Source organism: Pelistega europaea, assembly GCF_013133775.1.
GTDB classification, from domain to species: domain Bacteria; phylum Pseudomonadota; class Gammaproteobacteria; order Burkholderiales; family Burkholderiaceae_B; genus Taylorella; species Taylorella europaea.
The window spans coordinates 115,079-132,026 of sequence record NZ_JABGBO010000009.1 but is presented as its reverse complement, the minus strand read 5'-3'; the positions used below and the strand labels follow the sequence as shown (position 1 = coordinate 132,026).

The following is a 16,948-nucleotide window of genomic DNA, read 5'->3' as shown; positions in this document are numbered from 1 at the left end:
CCTTTGCGCCGATGATAGTGGGTGGACACCTGTGAAAGTAGGACATCGTCAAGCTCTTCATTCCTAAGCCTCTTGAGTTCCCCTCAAGAGGCTTTTTTACTTGCCTAGAAAAAACCTCAAGCCCCCCTCAAACAACACCTCCCAGTAGGTTCCTTGCTTAATCAGAAAAAACTCCTTCATACCCTCCCTCAAGAGGCTTTTTTACGTCTACAACACTTGAGTTTAACGAGTCTTCAATGTTTCAAAAGCTCCTTGATAGACAACCCCTCCAATTCGTTTTGCTGCTTCAGCATCTATCTTACCCAGAGCTAGTTACATCAGCGTATCTTAAAGTCACTTGCTCTAGATGCAAAGATGAACGAAGCGACTAAGCAAGTTTGATAAGTGTAGCAGGAGGCTGCCTGAGCGATTCATTTGTTTACATGCTCCGACAACGAATCAATCGCCGCACAGCCTGCACGATGCATCGATTGCCAAACCTCCACCACGAATCAATTGCCACACAGCCTTCGCAATGAATCGGATTTTCCTCCCTCTATGAAAACCTGCATTAATAGTCTTGTCATCATTTCGTCCATAGAAGGCATTTATATTATTATTCCCATTGAGCAGTCTGGTGGATGTTTAAACATCGTCCCCCATCCTCAAATCAAGCAAGTTTAAGTAGACTCAACCTGTGAAGCAATATTGGTATCTTTATTTAGCAACATCTAATATCAATGCTAGAATACCTGCTGCAATTAGTGGCCCTACAGGGATTCCTTTAAAAAAGGTCACTCCTATCACGGTGCCAATCATTAATCCTGTTACTAGGGCTGGTTGTAGCGCCATCAGACTGACTCCTCGTCCACCTAACCAAGCGACAAAGATGCCAACCACAATAGCAGCCCATAAATGCCAATTAATAAGTAATTCCTTTAATGCAGGAAGCTGTATTTTACCGGCAACAAGAGGGCTAAGTACTCCAATGGTTAAAATAATAATGCCGATGCTCAAGCCATGACGCATAACTGCAGGTAGGAAAGCTGATAATACAGTTTGCTGCATGATAAGAAGCACACAGGCCGAAATGGTGATAGCATTGTTGTGACTAATTACTCCCAACACAATCAATACAAGCAATAGACCAGCTACTGTATCTAAATGAAAATTAAACATTTGTTTTAGCCTTTGCACGACCCTTAACCCTTACATAACACCATCACAGCCCCCTCCCCACCTAGGTTTTCTGGCGCAGGGATAAAAGCTATAACATGTTCTAAATGACGCAGCCATGATAGCACATTTTGTTTAAGTACAGCTTCACCGCCTTTAGAACCATGCCCTTTACCATGGATAACCATGAAACAACGGACTTGATGTTCAAAACATGTGCTGACAAACCGGTCAAAGCGTACCGTCGCTTGATCAAGTGTCGCACCGTGTAAGTCCAATGTTGCTTCCACTGACCAGTTAAGAGATTTCAATTTGCTGAGAACATCTTTGCCTACGCCATCTGCCAGATAAGTATTAGGCTCTTGCTGCTCATGACGCTTAGGTTCTATCTTGCGAGAATGAGGCGTTTTTGTACGTTTGGTAGGGGAGAGGAGTAGTTCTCCTTCGGCTTGTTCTCTTTTTGCTTTGTAAAATTCAGGGTGCTTGAGAGGTACTGCTTTGTGTCCGATGCGATTCTTATCAGGTAGTGGCACCACTCCTCGTAAAGATTGGCGAAAGATTTGCCTATCTTCTGGGCTTAAAGGAGGAATTTTGCCTTCGCTCTTGGCTATCGTGACTTTCTTTTCAAAGGCAAGTTTTTCTTGACGGTCACGTTCTTTGATAAATTGTTTTTGCAGTTTTTTAAGGGATTGTAATTCCCCTTTAATTGCTTTCATGAGTAAAAATTATTCCTCGTTTTGAACTACTGCACTTACCTCTCAATGTTGCATCTAAACAGAGAGAGGTAAGTATAGAAATTATCCTTCGTTTTCCTCTAGCCAACGTTGTGCATCTAAGGCTGCCATGCAACCTGTGCCAGCACTTGTGATGGCTTGACGATAAATATGGTCTTGTACATCTCCAGCAGCAAATACACCAGGAATTGAGGTCATGGTGGCGAGTCCTCGATGGCCGGATTGTGTGACGATATAACCATTTTCCATGGTTAATTGCCCCTCAAAAATAGCCGTATTAGGAGAGTGTCCAATAGCAATAAATACACCTGTCACAGCTAAGTCGTCTGTGCCGAGAGAATTCTTGATACGCACACCAGTAACACCACTATCATCACCAAGCACTTCGTCTAATACAGCATTAAGGCGTAGCTCAATATTGCCGTTTTTCACCTTATCCATGAGTTTGTCAATCATAATAGGCTCTGCACGAAACTTGTCACGACGGTGAATAACATAAACTTTGCGAGCGATATTGGATAGGTATAGAGCCTCTTCGACGGCAGTATTTCCACCACCAACCACTACTACATCTTGGTTGCGGTAGAAAAAACCATCACACGTTGCGCAGGCAGAGACTCCTTTACCCATAAAGGCTTCTTCACTAGGTAAGCCTAAATAACGAGCAGAAGCTCCTGTCGCAATAATTAAACTATCGCAGGTGTAGGTATTACCCATGTCAGACTTAAGTGTAAAAGGACGATGCGATAGATCAACCTCATTGATATGATCAAATACAACTTGTGTATCAAAGCGTTGAACATGTTTTAAAAAACGATCCATTAATTCTGGGCCTTGGACGCCATCGACATCAGCTGGCCAGTTGTCAATTTCTGTGGTTGTCATTAATTGGCCGCCTTGAGCCATACCTGTAATAAGCATGGGATTAAGATTTGCACGAGCTGCATAAAGAGCAGCAGTATAACCAGCTGGTCCAGAGCCTAGTACAATGACCCTGGCATGTTGAGCAGAAGTTGTCATAGAAAATTCACTCCTATGTGTCTTTTTTGGTGTTTAGTTTTATAATATTGAACATGTAATTATAAATGAGTTTTATGGCACGCACTAAAAATACTTCAGAAAAACGCTACCCTCGTAGCCTTCGCAAAGAATCAGCCCCAGTACAACACACCCCTAATCGCTTGCTATCTATGCTTGTTGAAGCCAAGGGGTTAATTTATTTTGGCGGTATGGTTGTTCTTGCTTTGTTGTTGTTTTCTTGGCATCCTTCTGACCCTGGTTGGGTAAGCACTATGTCCAATGGTCAGGTTCATAACCTATTGGGGGTAGTGGGGGCCTATATTGCTAATATTCTTTACTATCTTGCCGGAGCCTCTGCCTGGTGGTTTGTGGTGCTACTTGCACAGCGGACTTATGTGGCCTTTAGGCGTGTGATTAAATCAGTGGTGATTGATCCTGAGGCAGCGTTACCTCGTTTCCAATGGGAGCTGTGGGTAGGTTTTATCCTATTATTTTTGGCTTCTATGGGTATTGAGGCAACACAAGGATCAGCCTTTCAGTTTGGTTTGCCTGGAGGTGCAGGAGGAGTACTAGGTAATCTATTGGCCACTCGTTTACAGATGCAGGTTGGAGTAGGGCCAACAGCTATCATTCTATTGATTTCATTCTTGTTAGGATTAAGCTTTTTCTTCAATTTCTCTTGGTTGATGGTGGCGGAGAAAATAGGTACTTTTATCCAGAAGTCTATCAGTTTGGCAATGACACGCCGTGAAGCAAGTGAAGACCGCAAGATTGGCGAGTCTGCTTCTGAAGAGAGAGCCACTAGTGTTGAGACTCAGAAAGAGCAATTGCAAGCACAACATGAGACGCCTATCCGTATCGAGCCAGCCATCACACAGGTGAAGCCAGCTCAACAAGTCGTTCAGCAAAAGCAACCTGTACTCTTCAGAGAGCCAACACAGGATGAGCATGATATGCTTCCAACTATTGACTTGCTCGATCCAGCCCCTGCTATGATTGAGACTGTATCGCCAGATGCTATTGAATTTAATTCTCGTATGATTGAGAAGAAACTACAAGATTTTGGTGTTGAGGTTAAGGTTGTTGCAGCCCAAGCAGGTCCTGTGATTACACGCTATGAGATTGAGCCGGCAACAGGTGTACGCGGCACGACCATTGTAAACTTAAGCAAAGACTTGGCGCGTTCGCTGAGCTTGGTGCGTCTGCGTGTTGTGGAGACTATTCCTGGTAAGAATTTGATGGGTATTGAGTTACCCAACCCACGTCGTCAAACAGTACATTTAAGCGAGATTATTGGTTCTGAGGTTTATCATAAGAGTGCCTCATTGCTTACTATGGTATTGGGTAAAGATATTGCTGGTAATCCTGTGGTGGCAGATTTGGCCAAGATGCCACACTTACTTGTAGCTGGTACGACTGGTTCAGGTAAGTCTGTGGGTATTAATGCCATGATTTTGTCACTGCTTTATAAAGCTCATCCTAGCGAGGTTAAGCTCATTCTCATTGACCCTAAAATGCTAGAAATGAGTGTATATGAAGGTATCCGACATCTATTGGCACCCGTAGTGACGGATATGCGCCAGGCTGCCAATGCACTTAACTGGTGTGTAGCGGAGATGGAACGCCGTTATAAACTCATGAGTAAGATGGGAGTACGTAATATCGCTGGCTACAATACTAAGATTCGCGAGGCAGAGAAAAAGGGTGAGCAAATTCCTAATCCATTCTCTCTTACTCCAGAGAACCCTGAGCCACTTAACACCTTGCCAATGATTGTGGTCATTATTGATGAGTTAGCTGACTTAATGATGGTTGCAGGCAAGAAGATTGAAGAATTAATAGCGCGTCTGGCTCAAAAAGCACGTGCAGCAGGTATTCACTTGATTCTCGCTACCCAACGTCCAAGCGTGGATGTTATTACAGGTTTGATTAAAGCAAATATTCCTACTCGCATTTCTTTCCAAGTTTCTACGAAAGTGGACTCCCGTACTATTTTAGATCAGATGGGGGCAGAATCCTTGCTGGGTCAAGGGGATATGTTGTACATGCCGCCAGGTGCAGGAGTGCCTTTACGTGTACATGGAGCTTTTGTGGCAGATGATGAAGTACATCGTGTAGTGGAGTTCCTCAAAGAGCAAGGTGAGCCAGAGTATATTGAGGGTATTCTTGAAGGGGGTACTTCAGGAGCTAGTGATGAGGGAGTCGGTGGTGTATTCGGTGGTGATGCAGAGAAAGACGAGTTATACGACCAAGCGGTAGAAATTGTATTACGTACGCGTAAGGCTTCTATCTCCTCTGTACAACGTCACTTGCGCATTGGTTATAACCGTGCAGCACGTCTTTTAGAGCAAATGGAGGCTGCGGGATTGGTGTCACCTATGCAATCGAATAACAACCGTGAAGTTTTAATCCCTGCAGGACAAGGTATGGATGATGATACGGGCGAATAGATTGTTTTCAACCGCTTCAACCTGTTTCTTCACATAGCAAGTTGCAAGGATATAGGTGATACTAGAGATTGAACACCCAAATACTATTTCTGCAGATGTTAGACTGTAAAAATATGGATGTTCGCAACTTGGTTGAACATAAAAGGTGATAGGTATGCGATTTTTTGTACAGTGCAGTACCATACTGTTGGGTACTGTAATGACAACGGGAGTCTTTGCACAAGATATCAAGGTAGAAGGCGGCTTATTGGCTCCTGGAGCTACTTTAGAAACAGTGGATAATATCCAAGTATCAGACTTGACTCCTATTGAGAACAAGATAAAGGCTGATGCTCGTCAGCAGTTGAATGATTTTGTGAAAAATATTAAGTCTGCTACAGGTCAGTTTATGCAGATTACGACAGGTAATAAAACAGGAGCACAATCTGGAACTTTCGCATTTGAGCGTCCAGGGAAGTTTGCTTGGAAAGTGACTAAACCGTTTGAACAAACTGTTGTGTCAGACGGAAAAATAGTTTATCAATATGATGTTGATTTGATGCAAATTACCGAACGTCCTGTGCAGAAGTCTTTTGGTGCTTCTCCCGCCGCTGTGTTGTTTGGCAATGGTAAGTTAGAGCAGCATTTCAAAGTAGAAGTATTACCTGCACGTGAAGGTATGGAATGGCTACGTGCAACTCCCAAAGTGGCAGATGCTGGTATGAACTATATTGATATTGCTTTTGCAAATAACTTACCTGCTGAATTACGTATCCTGGATTCTTTTGGCAAAATGACGACGATAAAATTACGTCAGTTTGTCCCTAATACACCAGTGCCTGCCTCCACTTTTAAACTAGATGCACCGGCCGGTGTGGATAGAGTGAAATTGCAGTAATAAAAATGCCCTGTCTTTCGTCTTTTGATGATAGCGTGACCAGCAAGAATATAATGTGATAGAGATAATGGTGTAAATGGCACAATTAGGAATAATATGTCTTCTGATGACTTATTTGCAACGAAATTGTTAGATGCTCCTCTCGCGGAGCGTCTACGTCCTCGGCATTTATCTGAAGTTGTAGGACAGACGCATTTACTTGCTGAAGGTAAGCCGTTACAGGTGGCTTTCCAGTCTGGTCGCCCACATTCCATGATTTTCTGGGGACCGCCAGGGGTAGGGAAAACAACACTTGCACGGTTAATGGCCAATGGCTTTGATGCCCAGTTTATTGCTATCTCTGCAGTATTGGGTGGGGTTAAAGATATTCGTGATGCCGTACAATCCGCCCAGCTTGCACAAGCACAAGGACGTAAAACTATTCTTTTTGTGGATGAGGTACATCGGTTTAATAAAGCACAACAAGATGCTTTTCTGCCCTATGTAGAAAGTGGTTTATTTACTTTCATTGGAGCAACCACAGAAAACCCTTCTTTTGAGGTCAATTCTGCTTTGTTGTCGCGAGCCAGAGTCTATGTATTAGAGTCTCTCAAGCCAGAAGAACTGAAGATTCTCATTGAGAGAGCTTTACATATTGTCAATGAAGCACATCCTGATACTCCTTTTAGTATGGATGAAGAGGTTCGAGATCATCTTGCGCAATGGGCAGATGGAGACGGTCGGCGTTTGATTAATGCAGTAGAAATTGTTTTGGAATCTGCATTAGCTGTAGGACAATATGAAATTACCCAAGAGTGGTTAGAAAAATTTCTTCCACAAAATTTGCGTCGTTTTGACAAGGGGGGCGATGCTTTTTATGACCAAATTAGTGCTTTGCATAAGTCGGTGCGAGGTTCTCACCCTGATGCTGCCCTATATTGGTTGACTCGTATGCTAGATGGAGGGGCAGATCCTAAATATCTTGCTCGCCGTATTGTTCGAATGGCGTGGGAGGATATTGGATTGGCTGATCCTAGAGCCATGCAGATTGCCAACGACGCAGCTGAGACTTATGAGCGACTCGGTAGTCCAGAGGGAGAGTTGGCATTGGCACAAGCGGTGATTTATTTAGCGGTCGCCGCCAAGAGTAATGCAGGATATATGGCTTATAATCAAGCCAAGGCATTTGTTCAAAAGGACAAAACAAGAGGGGTACCGCTACATCTTCGCAATGCACCGACAAAGCTGATGAAAGAGTTGGGTTATGGCAAAACTTACCGCTACGCACATGATGAACCTAATGCTTATGCAGCAGGTGAAACCTATCTTCCTGATGGTATGGTAGAGCCAGGGTGGTATCAGCCAGTAAATCGAGGTTTAGAAATTAAAATTGCGGAGAAGCTAGCCCAACTACGCGAGTGGGATAGAGAAGCACGCCAGCAAACAAGAAAAAATAAGTCATAAGAAAGCGGTATAATGGTAAAGTTTTTAAATTTCTTTTATGGATAAATCAACATGTTAGATCCTGTATTGTTGCGTAAAGATATTAATTTTGTAGTGACGCAATTAGCTCGTCGAGGCTTGTCTTTTGATGTAGAACGTTTTAATAAACTTGAAGCTACACGTAAAGAAATTCAAATCGAAACAGAGAATTTACAAGCTCAACGTAATACTTTAGCGAAAGAAATCGGTAAATTGAAATCGCAAAAATTAGATGCTTCTGAGGTAATGGCACAGGCAGCACAGATTCCAGAGAAGCTCAAACAACTCGAAGAAAAACTGAATAGTGTGAAAAATGAGCTCGATAGCTGGTTAATGACTATTCCTAATTTACCACATGAATCAGTACCTTTTGGTAAAGATAGTGATGACAATGTAGAACAACGTCGTTGGTTCCCTGATGGTGGCTATCAATCAGATCGTGAACCAGCTCCTTTTGATTTTGAGGTCAAAGATCACGTGACTCTAGGAGAGAAACTTGGTTTAGACTTTGACACAGCCATTAAATTGTCAGGTTCTCGTTTTAGTTTTATGCGGGGTGGTGTAGCACGCCTACATCGTGCTTTGGCACAGTTTATGCTGAATACACATACTGCTGAACATGGTTATACTGAGTGCTATACCCCTTATATTGTTAATGCATCTACGCTTTATGGTACAGGTCAGTTACCCAAATTTAAAGAAGATATGTTCTGGGTCACCAAGGGGGGTGATGACATTGATGCTGAGGGTAATGTTATTCCCAAAGAGGAAATGTACCTAATCTCAACTTCTGAAATCACATTGACCAGCTTAGTCAAAGACAGCATCGTGTCTGCGGCGGACTTACCAATTCGCTTGACTGCACATAGCCCTTGCTTCCGTTCTGAAGCAGGTAGTGGTGGCCGTGATACGCGCGGTATGATTCGTCAGCATCAATTCGATAAAGTAGAAATGGTGCAGATTGTAAAACCCGAGACGTCTTATGATACCCTTGAGCAAATGACAGCACATGCAGAGAAGATTTTGCAATTACTTAAATTGCCTTATCGTGTAGTGTTGCTATGCACTGGTGATATGGGATTTGGCTCTGCTAAGACCTATGATTTAGAAGTATGGATTCCCTCTCAAAATACATGGCGAGAGATTTCTTCAGTTTCAAATTGTGAGGCGTTCCAAGCTCGTCGTATGGGGGCTCGCTTTAAAAATGAACAAGGCAAGAATGAACATGTTCATACATTAAACGGTTCGGGTTTAGCTGTAGGTCGTGCTTTAGTTGCTGTGATGGAAAACTATCAGCAAGCGGATGGTAGCATTGTGATTCCTGAAGTTTTGCGTCCATATATGGGTGGTCTAGAAGTATTAAAACCCTAGTTTTACAAGAGGAGAGGATTATGTTGTTTTTGTTATCACCTGCTAAAAAGCTCGATTATGATACGCCACTTCAAGTGGAAAAGCATACACAACCTTTGTTTGTAGAACAAGCCCAAGAATTGATTAGTATTTTGCGAACAAAATCGGTCGAAGATATTTCGCAGCTGATGGATTTAAGTCAAGCCTTATCAGAATTAAATGTTGCGCGCTATGCAGAATGGGAGCCTCATTTTAGTCTTGACAATGCTCGTCAGGCGATTTTGGCCTTTAATGGTGATGTTTACGAAGGGCTACAAGCACATAGTTTAAGCTTAAAACAATTAGACTGGGCACAAGATCATATTGCGATTTTGAGTGGTTTGTATGGGGTGTTGCGTCCCTTAGATTTGATGCGTGCTTATCGTTTAGAAATGGGGACCAAACTTGATAATCCCAAAGGTAAAACACTCTACGCTTATTGGGGGAACCAGATTGCTACTTATTTGAATGAACGTTTGGCAATGGAAAAAGAGCCTGTCGTCATCAATTTGGCTTCTGAGGAATATTTTAAATCGGTGGATTTAAAAACGTTAAAAGCAAGAGTAGTGCAGTGTGTATTCCAAGAATACAAGAACGGCACTTACAAAGTGATTAGCTTTAATGCCAAACGAGCTCGTGGGTTGATGGCACGATTTGCTATTGAAACACACGCTAAGAAACCAGAAGATTTGTTGGCATTTACTACCGAAGGATATGCTTACGACAAGAGTGTATCGACCGAGGATAAATTGGTCTTTAGACGGAAAGTTTAAAGCATGAAATGCTAGGCAAGGTCCTAGTTTACCTTATAGGTTACTAGAGAGAAATCTTTTTCTCTCAAAGCTAAAGATTGCATTGCAATATTTTTTGCAATGCGATAAAGTAGTGGTTTCTCTTATATCCTAAGAGAATTTTTTAGGCAAAAGCTAGCTACCCGCTGGCGTGTTTGGTATATACCTTAAATTGAAAAATATAGTGGTTATATTGATCACAAGTTGATATAGCAACTTTCCGATTCAAACTTGTGCGTTTTACGCGATTTGCGCTGACTGATTGGTTCTTATGCGCTTAATAAGTTAAGGTTTCTGGGTGGGCGGCCTTCGTGAGGCACAAAGCGCTGGGAGTTTTAGCTATTAACCTAAGTACCCTCAAACAATCACCAATCCAGTTGGGCTAGTTATGAAAGGACATAAAAAATGGAATTAATAGGTGCCGACATAGTCGTGCGTTGCCTCGCCGAGCAGGGCGTTAAACATGTTTTCGGATATCCTGGTGGTGCCGTACTTTATATCTACGATGCCATTTACAAACAAAAAGATTTTGAACATATTCTCGTTCGTCACGAACAAGCAGCAGTTCATGCCGCTGATGCGTATTCCCGTTCATCTCAAGAAGTAGGTGTTTGCTTGGTGACTAGTGGTCCAGGTCTGACCAATGCTGTTACTGGTATTGCGACGGCGTACATGGACTCTATCCCTATGGTGATTATTAGCGGTCAAGTACCCACTAAAGCTATTGGTGAAGATGCATTCCAAGAATGTGATGCTGTTGGTATCACTCGCCCATGTGTAAAACATAATTTCCTTGTGCGAGATGTCAAAGATTTAGCGGATACCATGCGTAAAGCGTTTTATATCGCTAAAACAGGTCGTCCAGGTCCTGTGTTGGTAGATATTCCTAAGGATGTCTCTATGGCTCCTTGCAAATATACTCCACCAAAAGGCGAAGTAAAAATGCGTTCTTATTCCCCTACTACCAAGGGGCATGGTGGACAAATCAAGAAAGCGGCACAACTCCTTGTAGGAGCCCAACGCCCCATGATTTATGTGGGTGGTGGGGTGATTCTTGCTAATGCAGCAGAAGAATTGACAGAGTTTGTTGATTTATTGGGAGCACCTTGTGTGACAACCTTAATGGCATTAGGCGCTTTACCTGCTTCTAATAAGCATTACCTTGGTATGCCTGGTATGCACGGTACTTATGAAGCCAATATGGCTATGCAACAAAGTGATGTATTAATCGCTGTGGGAGCACGTTTTGATGATCGTGTGGTAGGTAATACGAAGCACTTTATGTCACAACCACGTAAAGTAATTCATATCGATATTGATCCATCTTCTATTTCTAAGCGTGTTCGTGCTGATGTGCCTATTGTAGGCTGTGTTAAGGATGTATTAACAGAGCTTAATGAGGTGCTTCGCGAGCTCAGTGAAGCTCGTCAAAAACAAACAAAAGCCTTAGCAAATTGGTGGAAGCAGATTAATGAGTGGCAAGCACGCAAATGCCTGGCTTATGATACTGAGTCTGATTTAATCAAGCCTCAATATGTTGTCCAAAAACTTTGGGAAGTGACTGGCGGTGATGCTTTTATCGCTTCTGATGTGGGACAGCACCAGATGTGGGCCGCCCAATATTATGGTTTTAATAAACCTCGCCGGTGGGTGAACTCTGGTGGTCTAGGTACTATGGGTGTGGGGTTGCCTTATGCAATGGGTATTCAGAAAGCTAATCCTGATGCTCAGGTTGCTGTGATTACAGGCGAAGGTTCTATTCAGATGAATATCCAAGAACTGGCAACTTGTAAACAATATGGCTTTACTCCTAAGATTGTTTGCTTAAATAATCGTTACTTGGGTATGGTTCGCCAATGGCAAGAACTTGATTACGAAAAACGTTATTCACAATCTTATATGGAATCTATTCCTGACTTTGTGAAACTGGTAGAAAGTTATGGCCATGTGGGTATTCAAGTTGAGAAAAAGGCAGATGTAGAACCGGCTCTTCGAGACGCTTTTGGTAAGTATAAAGACCGTTTAGTCTTTATTAATGTGATTACTGACCGTGAAGAAAACGTATGGCCTATGGTAAAAGCAGGTAAGGGTCTTACTGAAATGCTTTTAGGTCCAGACGATAAATAGGGGTGTATCATGAAACATATTCTTTCTGTATTATTAGAAAACGCCCCTGGTGCTCTTTCTCGCGTGGTTGGTCTGTTTTCAGCTCGTGGTTATAACATTGAGACCTTGACAGTGGCACCGACAGAGGACCAAACCCTATCCCGTATGACTATCATGACCGCAGGTTCAGATGAGGTGATTGAACAAATCACTAAGCATTTGAATCGTCTTGTTGATGTAGTGAAAGTAGTGGATTTAACAGAGGGTGAGCATGTTGAACGTGAATTAATGATGATTAAGGTTCGTGCAGTAGGTAAGGAACGTGAAGAGTTAATGCGCCTAACAGAGATTTTCCGTGGGCATATTGTTGACGTGACCGATAAGACTTACACCATCGAATTAACTGGTGATCAGGCCAAGAATCAGGCTTTTATCAATACACTTGAGAAGAGCTCAATTTTAGAAACTGTACGTACAGGCGTTTCAGGTATTGGACGAGCTGAACGTATCTTGAAGATTTAACTAGTTCAATATTTAACAACTCGTTTTACTTATATTTTGGAGATTTTAATGAAAGTTTTTTACGATAAAGATAGCGATTTAAGCTTAATCAAAGGTAAACAGGTAGCTATCATTGGTTATGGTTCTCAAGGCCATGCTCATGCCTTAAACCTACATGATTCTGGTGTTAACGTAGTGGTAGGTTTACGTAAAGGTGGTGCTTCTTGGAATAAAGCCGTAAATGCAGGTCTTAAAGTAGCAGAAGTTGCAGAAGCAGTGAAAAGTGCTGATGTAGTGATGATTCTTTTACCAGATGAAAACATTGCTGAAGTGTATAAAAATCATGTGGGTCCTAACATGAAAGCAGGTGCTGCATTAGCTTTTGCCCATGGCTTTAACGTGCATTATGGTCAAGTGATTCCTCGTGATGATATTGACGTTATCATGATTGCTCCTAAGGCTCCAGGTCATACTGTTCGTAGTACCTACACGCAAGGTGGTGGTGTTCCTTCACTTATTGCTGTTCACCAGGATAAATCTGGTGCTGCTCGTGATATAGCCTTATCTTATGCAAGTGCTATTGGTAGCGGTCGTGCAGGCGTTATCGAGACAAGTTTCCGTGAAGAAACTGAAACTGACTTGTTTGGTGAACAAGCCGTGCTTTGTGGCGGTACTGTTGAGTTGATTAAAGCTGGTTTTGAAACTTTAGTTGAAGCTGGTTATGCCCCTGAAATGGCTTACTTTGAGTGCTTACATGAGCTTAAACTCATCGTTGACCTTATCTATGAAGGCGGTATTGCTAACATGAATTACTCTATCTCTAATAATGCAGAGTACGGCGAATATGTGACTGGTCCTCGCGTTATTACTGAAGAAAGCAAAAGCGCTATGCGTCAATGCTTAAAAGATATTCAAACTGGTGAGTATGCTAAGAGCTTCATCCTTGAAAATGCCGCAGGTGCTCCTACATTGATTTCTCGTCGTCGTCTGAATGCAGAGCATCAAATTGAACAAGTGGGTGGTAAACTTCGTGCAATGATGCCTTGGATTGCTAAAAATAAACTAGTAGACCAAACTAAGAACTAATTCTTTATCGAGTTTACTGACAGAAAAACTCCTGTACTGTTGCGGTACAGGAGTTTTTTTGTGTCTAAAAAATGTGGTGGGAATAAGAGGGGATAAAATTTTATAAATTTAATAAAAAAAAGTGTAAGGTTTTGAGGATATCTAGCGTCTAATAGTTTAAGTTATTTTGTTAATGAAAAAGATTTTTATGAAATACAAATACTTAAACCAATTTTCAACAACTTGGGGCAAAGATATTTCTTTACTTATTCTTCGTTTATTCGTTGCCTATGAGTTTATCGAGGCAGGATTAGAAAAATGGGGTGGAGAAAACTGGTTTGCCCATATTCAAGAGGCGTTCCCTATACCGTTTAACTGGTTTCCTGTGGAGCTTAACTGGCAGATAGCTATGTGGGCAGAAATTATCGTACCTGTCTTACTTGTTATTGGATTATTTGGACGGATAGGTTCATTAATCTTGTTTGTATTAACATTAGTAGCCTGGTATGCAGTGCATAGTGGGAATGGTTATAACGTTTGTCATAATGGCTACAAAATGGCAGTCATCTATTTAATTACCTTGATTCCTTTAGCTATGCAAGGTATGGGACGGTTCTCGTTAGATTATTTAATTTGTTCACGTTGTTCCATCAAGACAACAAATTAATTTTAATATTTTTAACCTAGAAAAGGAGTTATACAATGAAAAAATCAGCAACTTTAGTCGCTTTGGCAGGTGTTTTGGCAGCATTTGGTTCTCAAGCTGTCATGGCAGAAGAGAAGCCTGCAGCGCAAATGGCTAAAAAAGAAATGAAAGAGGCGGGTTGTGGAGCTGACCACAGCAAAGCAAATGAAGGAAAATGTGGGGCCAGCCAAGATAAAAAGGTTGAAAAAATGGGTAAATCTGCCGAAGGCAAATGTGGGGAGGGTAAATGCGGTAGTTAATTGCGTTTCATTGCAGGAGGTGCCGTCCAATGTAATTGGACGGCAGTATTTTTTATATTCAAAACATCATGATTAATTGAAGTAACAAGGTCTGTGATAGGGGATAAGTATGACAATATTACAGGGGGCAGGGATTGGATATAAACGTGCATTGTCAGAAAATTTTTTGACGTTAAGTAAGCAATCACCTATCCAATTTATTGAAATAGCCCCAGAAAATTGGTTAAGAATGGGAGGAAAAGCCCGTAAGACTTTTGACAAGATAGCAGAGCGATTTCCTATTGCTTGTCATGGCTTATCTTTATCTCTAGGGGGGCAAGACCCACTGCAAGAGGATTTCTTGCGAGAGATTAAATCTTTTATGCGTCAATACAATATTAGTTTTTTCTCAGAGCATTTGAGTTACTGCAGTAATCATGGCCATTTATATGATTTATTACCATTGCCTTTTACTGCAGATTCTGTTCAACATACAGCACGACGCATTAAACGTGTCCAAGAAATATTGGAGATGCGTATTGCTATTGAAAATACCTCATACTATTTACATAGTTCCTTAGCAGAAATGACAGAGGTTGAGTTTCTCAATGCGGTGGCACAAGAAGCAGATTGTGATATTCATTTAGATGTGAATAATATTTATGTGAATGCCTTTAATCATCGTATTGTCGATCCTGAAACGTATCTTCAAAAGGTTGATAAGAAAAGAATTACTTATCTTCATATCGCAGGTCATGATCAAGAAAATGAACAGTTATTGATAGACACACATGGACAAGCAGTGTGTCCGGATGTGTGGACAATTTTAGATAGAACTTATGCAAAACTTAACCATGTTCCTCCTTGCCTCTTAGAAAGAGATAGTAATTTTCCTGCTTTTTCTGAACTAGAAATGGAAGTAGCAAAAATCCGTAAAATTCAACAGCAATACGAAAAAATTTATGATGCAGCCTAGTGACTCCGCCATATTCCAGAAATTATTAGCCGATAGTATCCGTAATATCAACATACCAGTGTCTGAACAATTGGATGCTTATCGACTATCGGTTTATAGACGTTTAATTCATAACAATATACGTCAGTTTTTAGAACTCTGTTTTAGTGATAGTATGCAATTTCTTGATGCGATAGATTGGCAGCAATTACAGCATAAGTTTATAGCAGAGGCTGCTCCACAGTCTCCTTTTTTTAATGACATTCCACAACAGTTTCTGGATTATATTCACACGCTACCTGCTGTAGATAGACCTATTGAGGCTATTTTGGAGATGATGGATTTTGAGGTTGGGTTATTAAAAGCGGAAATTGCAATAACTCCAGAAGTGAGCAAAGAATGGGATGCTGAGACTTTGCTTGGTTGGTCGCCGGCTGCTTATTTGAAGTATTATCAGTTTGATTTTATCAGCAGTGATTTAACTGAATATGAGCAAAAAACAACTCATGCTATTATTTGGAGAAATAGAGAGGATAATGTATGTTATAAATCTCTGGATATGGCGGAATGGTTGCTTCTACAGTATTTTTCGGAACAAGGTAGTAGTATTTCGCTAATACATCAACAACTGTATGAGTTAACAAATAAGACGTTTGATCAAGATTGGCTTAATAATACAATTGAAAAATGGATAATTGAAAACGTTTTAGTGCCTATGGAAAAATAAACGAATGAATACACCTTTTGTAGAGCAGCTGAATGAACTATATCCCTATATGCTTCGTTTTGCTCAAGTGCAATTACGAGATGATAGTTTGGCAGAAGATATGGTACAAGAAGCATTGACGGCGGCTTGGAATAAACGAGAGCAGTTTAATGCGCAATCTACCCTTAAAACATGGATGTTGAGTATCTTAAAAAATAAAATTGCGGATTATTTTCGTAAGACTCCTGTTTTAATGGATTTAGACATATTAAAAGAAAAGAATGATGATTTAGATATTACTCATGATAATTATTTTGATGAAACAGGGCATTGGAAAGAAGGATTTAAACCACAAGAGTGGCATCAAATTCCTGAACAATATATGCAAAATCAACTGTTTTTTCGAGCATTGGAAGAGTGCCTAGCTCGCTTGCCAGAAGATACTGCTCGTGTTTTTTATCTAAGAGAAGTTGATGGTTGGGAGACAGAAGAAATCTGTCAGCAATTTAACTTAAGTAAAGATAATTGCTATGTAATGCTACATCGGGCGAGGAATGCCCTGCGTCGATGTTTACAGCGCAACTGGTTCAATGAACATTAATGTGAAACCATATTTTATGTAGAGAATTCATACCATGATTGACTGTCGAAGAGCCTCCTACCTTCTTTCTGAGAAGCAGGATAGAAAACTATCTTATCGAGAAAGAATTAGTCTGCACTTGCATTTGATGTTGTGTATTGACTGTCGTCGTTATCATAAACAGCTTAAACTGATTCGTTCTCAAATCAAAAATTGGCAGAAATAATATTAATG

17 protein-coding genes are annotated in these 16,948 nt (G+C 41.2%); 14 read left to right on the top strand and 3 right to left on the bottom strand.

Translation table 11 applies throughout. From position 1 onward, the window contains the following. Nucleotides 1–696: 696 nt before the first annotated feature. The 3 genes from HKX40_RS08955 to trxB all read right to left on the bottom strand — a co-directional run bounded on the left by HKX40_RS08955 (nucleotide 697) and on the right by trxB (nucleotide 2,909). Nucleotides 697–1,158, bottom strand: a complete 462-nt coding sequence (locus tag HKX40_RS08955; RefSeq protein WP_171589230.1) for a DUF441 domain-containing protein — start codon at nucleotides 1,156–1,158, stop codon at nucleotides 697–699. 23 nt (nucleotides 1,159–1,181) lie between these two features. Then, nucleotides 1,182–1,871, bottom strand: coding sequence for a Smr/MutS family protein (locus HKX40_RS08950; protein WP_171589229.1), 690 nt, complete (start codon nucleotides 1,869–1,871; stop codon nucleotides 1,182–1,184). 81 nt (nucleotides 1,872–1,952) lie between these two features. Then, a complete protein-coding gene (trxB, locus tag HKX40_RS08945) occupies nucleotides 1,953–2,909 on the bottom strand; it encodes a thioredoxin-disulfide reductase (protein WP_171589228.1) in 957 nt (318 codons plus the stop codon). Between the two features lie 65 nt (nucleotides 2,910–2,974). Between trxB and HKX40_RS08940 the strand changes: the two genes are divergently transcribed. The 14 genes from HKX40_RS08940 (at nucleotide 2,975) to HKX40_RS10945 (ending at nucleotide 16,940) form a co-directional block, all read left to right on the top strand. Beyond that, nucleotides 2,975–5,359, top strand: coding sequence for a DNA translocase FtsK (locus tag HKX40_RS08940; RefSeq protein WP_425500458.1), 2,385 nt, complete (start codon nucleotides 2,975–2,977; stop codon nucleotides 5,357–5,359). Nucleotides 5,360–5,513: 154 nt separating this feature from the next. Further along, nucleotides 5,514–6,236, top strand: a complete 723-nt coding sequence (lolA, locus tag HKX40_RS08935; protein WP_171589226.1) for an outer membrane lipoprotein periplasmic chaperone LolA — start codon at nucleotides 5,514–5,516, stop codon at nucleotides 6,234–6,236. A 96-nt stretch (nucleotides 6,237–6,332) separates the two neighbouring features. After that, complete coding sequence (locus HKX40_RS08930; protein ID WP_171589225.1) at nucleotides 6,333–7,679, top strand: replication-associated recombination protein A; 1,347 nt, start codon at nucleotides 6,333–6,335, stop codon at nucleotides 7,677–7,679. A 51-nt stretch (nucleotides 7,680–7,730) separates the two neighbouring features. Next, nucleotides 7,731–9,068 (top strand): serine--tRNA ligase, encoded by a 1,338-nt coding sequence (serS, locus tag HKX40_RS08925; protein WP_171589224.1) that lies wholly within the window; start codon nucleotides 7,731–7,733, stop codon nucleotides 9,066–9,068. A 20-nt stretch (nucleotides 9,069–9,088) separates the two neighbouring features. Then, a complete protein-coding gene (yaaA, locus tag HKX40_RS08920; RefSeq protein ID WP_171589223.1) occupies nucleotides 9,089–9,859 on the top strand; it encodes a peroxide stress protein YaaA in 771 nt (256 codons plus the stop codon). A 423-nt stretch (nucleotides 9,860–10,282) separates the two neighbouring features. Further along, nucleotides 10,283–12,004 (top strand): biosynthetic-type acetolactate synthase large subunit, encoded by a 1,722-nt coding sequence (gene ilvB, locus HKX40_RS08915; RefSeq protein WP_171589222.1) that lies wholly within the window; start codon nucleotides 10,283–10,285, stop codon nucleotides 12,002–12,004. Between the two features lie 9 nt (nucleotides 12,005–12,013). Next, nucleotides 12,014–12,505: an acetolactate synthase small subunit gene (gene ilvN / locus HKX40_RS08910; protein ID WP_171589221.1), complete on the top strand. Its 492-nt coding sequence runs from the start codon at nucleotides 12,014–12,016 to the stop codon at nucleotides 12,503–12,505. A gap of 48 nt (nucleotides 12,506–12,553) precedes the next feature. Then, nucleotides 12,554–13,570: a ketol-acid reductoisomerase gene (gene ilvC, locus HKX40_RS08905; RefSeq protein ID WP_171589220.1), complete on the top strand. Its 1,017-nt coding sequence runs from the start codon at nucleotides 12,554–12,556 to the stop codon at nucleotides 13,568–13,570. Between the two features lie 187 nt (nucleotides 13,571–13,757). Then, nucleotides 13,758–14,216, top strand: a complete 459-nt coding sequence (locus HKX40_RS08900; protein ID WP_171589219.1) for an HvfX family Cu-binding RiPP maturation protein — start codon at nucleotides 13,758–13,760, stop codon at nucleotides 14,214–14,216. Nucleotides 14,217–14,251: 35 nt separating this feature from the next. Beyond that, nucleotides 14,252–14,494 carry an HvfA family oxazolone/thioamide-modified RiPP metallophore gene (locus HKX40_RS08895; RefSeq protein WP_171589218.1) on the top strand — a complete coding sequence of 81 codons (243 nt, stop codon included), beginning with the start codon at nucleotides 14,252–14,254 and terminating at the stop codon, nucleotides 14,492–14,494. Nucleotides 14,495–14,603: 109 nt separating this feature from the next. Then, a complete protein-coding gene (locus tag HKX40_RS08890) occupies nucleotides 14,604–15,449 on the top strand; it encodes an HvfB family MNIO-type RiPP peptide maturase (RefSeq protein WP_216605213.1) in 846 nt (281 codons plus the stop codon). Continuing rightward, a complete protein-coding gene (locus HKX40_RS08885) occupies nucleotides 15,436–16,155 on the top strand; it encodes an HvfC family RiPP maturation protein (RefSeq protein ID WP_171589217.1) in 720 nt (239 codons plus the stop codon). The genes HKX40_RS08890 and HKX40_RS08885 overlap by 14 nt, the downstream gene beginning before the upstream one ends. Nucleotides 16,156–16,159: 4 nt before the next feature. Next, complete coding sequence (locus tag HKX40_RS08880) at nucleotides 16,160–16,735, top strand: sigma-70 family RNA polymerase sigma factor (RefSeq protein WP_171589216.1); 576 nt, start codon at nucleotides 16,160–16,162, stop codon at nucleotides 16,733–16,735. A gap of 34 nt (nucleotides 16,736–16,769) precedes the next feature. After that, nucleotides 16,770–16,940, top strand: coding sequence for an anti-sigma factor family protein (locus HKX40_RS10945; RefSeq protein ID WP_484555880.1), 171 nt, complete (start codon nucleotides 16,770–16,772; stop codon nucleotides 16,938–16,940). Nucleotides 16,941–16,948: the final 8 nt, after the last annotated feature.

Bases quoted from the DNA above. Each gene is read 5' to 3' on its own strand.
- HKX40_RS08955 (WP_171589230.1), bottom strand. From the start codon at position 1,158: ATGTTTAATTTTCATTTAGATACAGTAGCTGGTCTATTGCTTGTATTG.
- HKX40_RS08950 (WP_171589229.1), bottom strand. From the start codon at position 1,871: ATGAAAGCAATTAAAGGGGAATTACAATCCCTTAAAAAACTGCAAAAA.
- trxB (WP_171589228.1), bottom strand. From the start codon at position 2,909: ATGACAACTTCTGCTCAACATGCCAGGGTCATTGTACTAGGCTCTGGA.
- HKX40_RS08940 (WP_425500458.1), top strand. From the start codon at position 2,975: ATGAGTTTTATGGCACGCACTAAAAATACTTCAGAAAAACGCTACCCT.
- lolA (WP_171589226.1), top strand. From the start codon at position 5,514: ATGCGATTTTTTGTACAGTGCAGTACCATACTGTTGGGTACTGTAATG.
- HKX40_RS08930 (WP_171589225.1), top strand. From the start codon at position 6,333: ATGTCTTCTGATGACTTATTTGCAACGAAATTGTTAGATGCTCCTCTC.
- serS (WP_171589224.1), top strand. From the start codon at position 7,731: ATGTTAGATCCTGTATTGTTGCGTAAAGATATTAATTTTGTAGTGACG.
- yaaA (WP_171589223.1), top strand. From the start codon at position 9,089: ATGTTGTTTTTGTTATCACCTGCTAAAAAGCTCGATTATGATACGCCA.
- ilvB (WP_171589222.1), top strand. From the start codon at position 10,283: ATGGAATTAATAGGTGCCGACATAGTCGTGCGTTGCCTCGCCGAGCAG.
- ilvN (WP_171589221.1), top strand. From the start codon at position 12,014: ATGAAACATATTCTTTCTGTATTATTAGAAAACGCCCCTGGTGCTCTT.
- ilvC (WP_171589220.1), top strand. From the start codon at position 12,554: ATGAAAGTTTTTTACGATAAAGATAGCGATTTAAGCTTAATCAAAGGT.
- HKX40_RS08900 (WP_171589219.1), top strand. From the start codon at position 13,758: ATGAAATACAAATACTTAAACCAATTTTCAACAACTTGGGGCAAAGAT.
- HKX40_RS08895 (WP_171589218.1), top strand. From the start codon at position 14,252: ATGAAAAAATCAGCAACTTTAGTCGCTTTGGCAGGTGTTTTGGCAGCA.
- HKX40_RS08890 (WP_216605213.1), top strand. From the start codon at position 14,604: ATGACAATATTACAGGGGGCAGGGATTGGATATAAACGTGCATTGTCA.
- HKX40_RS08885 (WP_171589217.1), top strand. From the start codon at position 15,436: ATGATGCAGCCTAGTGACTCCGCCATATTCCAGAAATTATTAGCCGAT.
- HKX40_RS08880 (WP_171589216.1), top strand. From the start codon at position 16,160: ATGAATACACCTTTTGTAGAGCAGCTGAATGAACTATATCCCTATATG.
- HKX40_RS10945 (WP_484555880.1), top strand. From the start codon at position 16,770: ATGATTGACTGTCGAAGAGCCTCCTACCTTCTTTCTGAGAAGCAGGAT.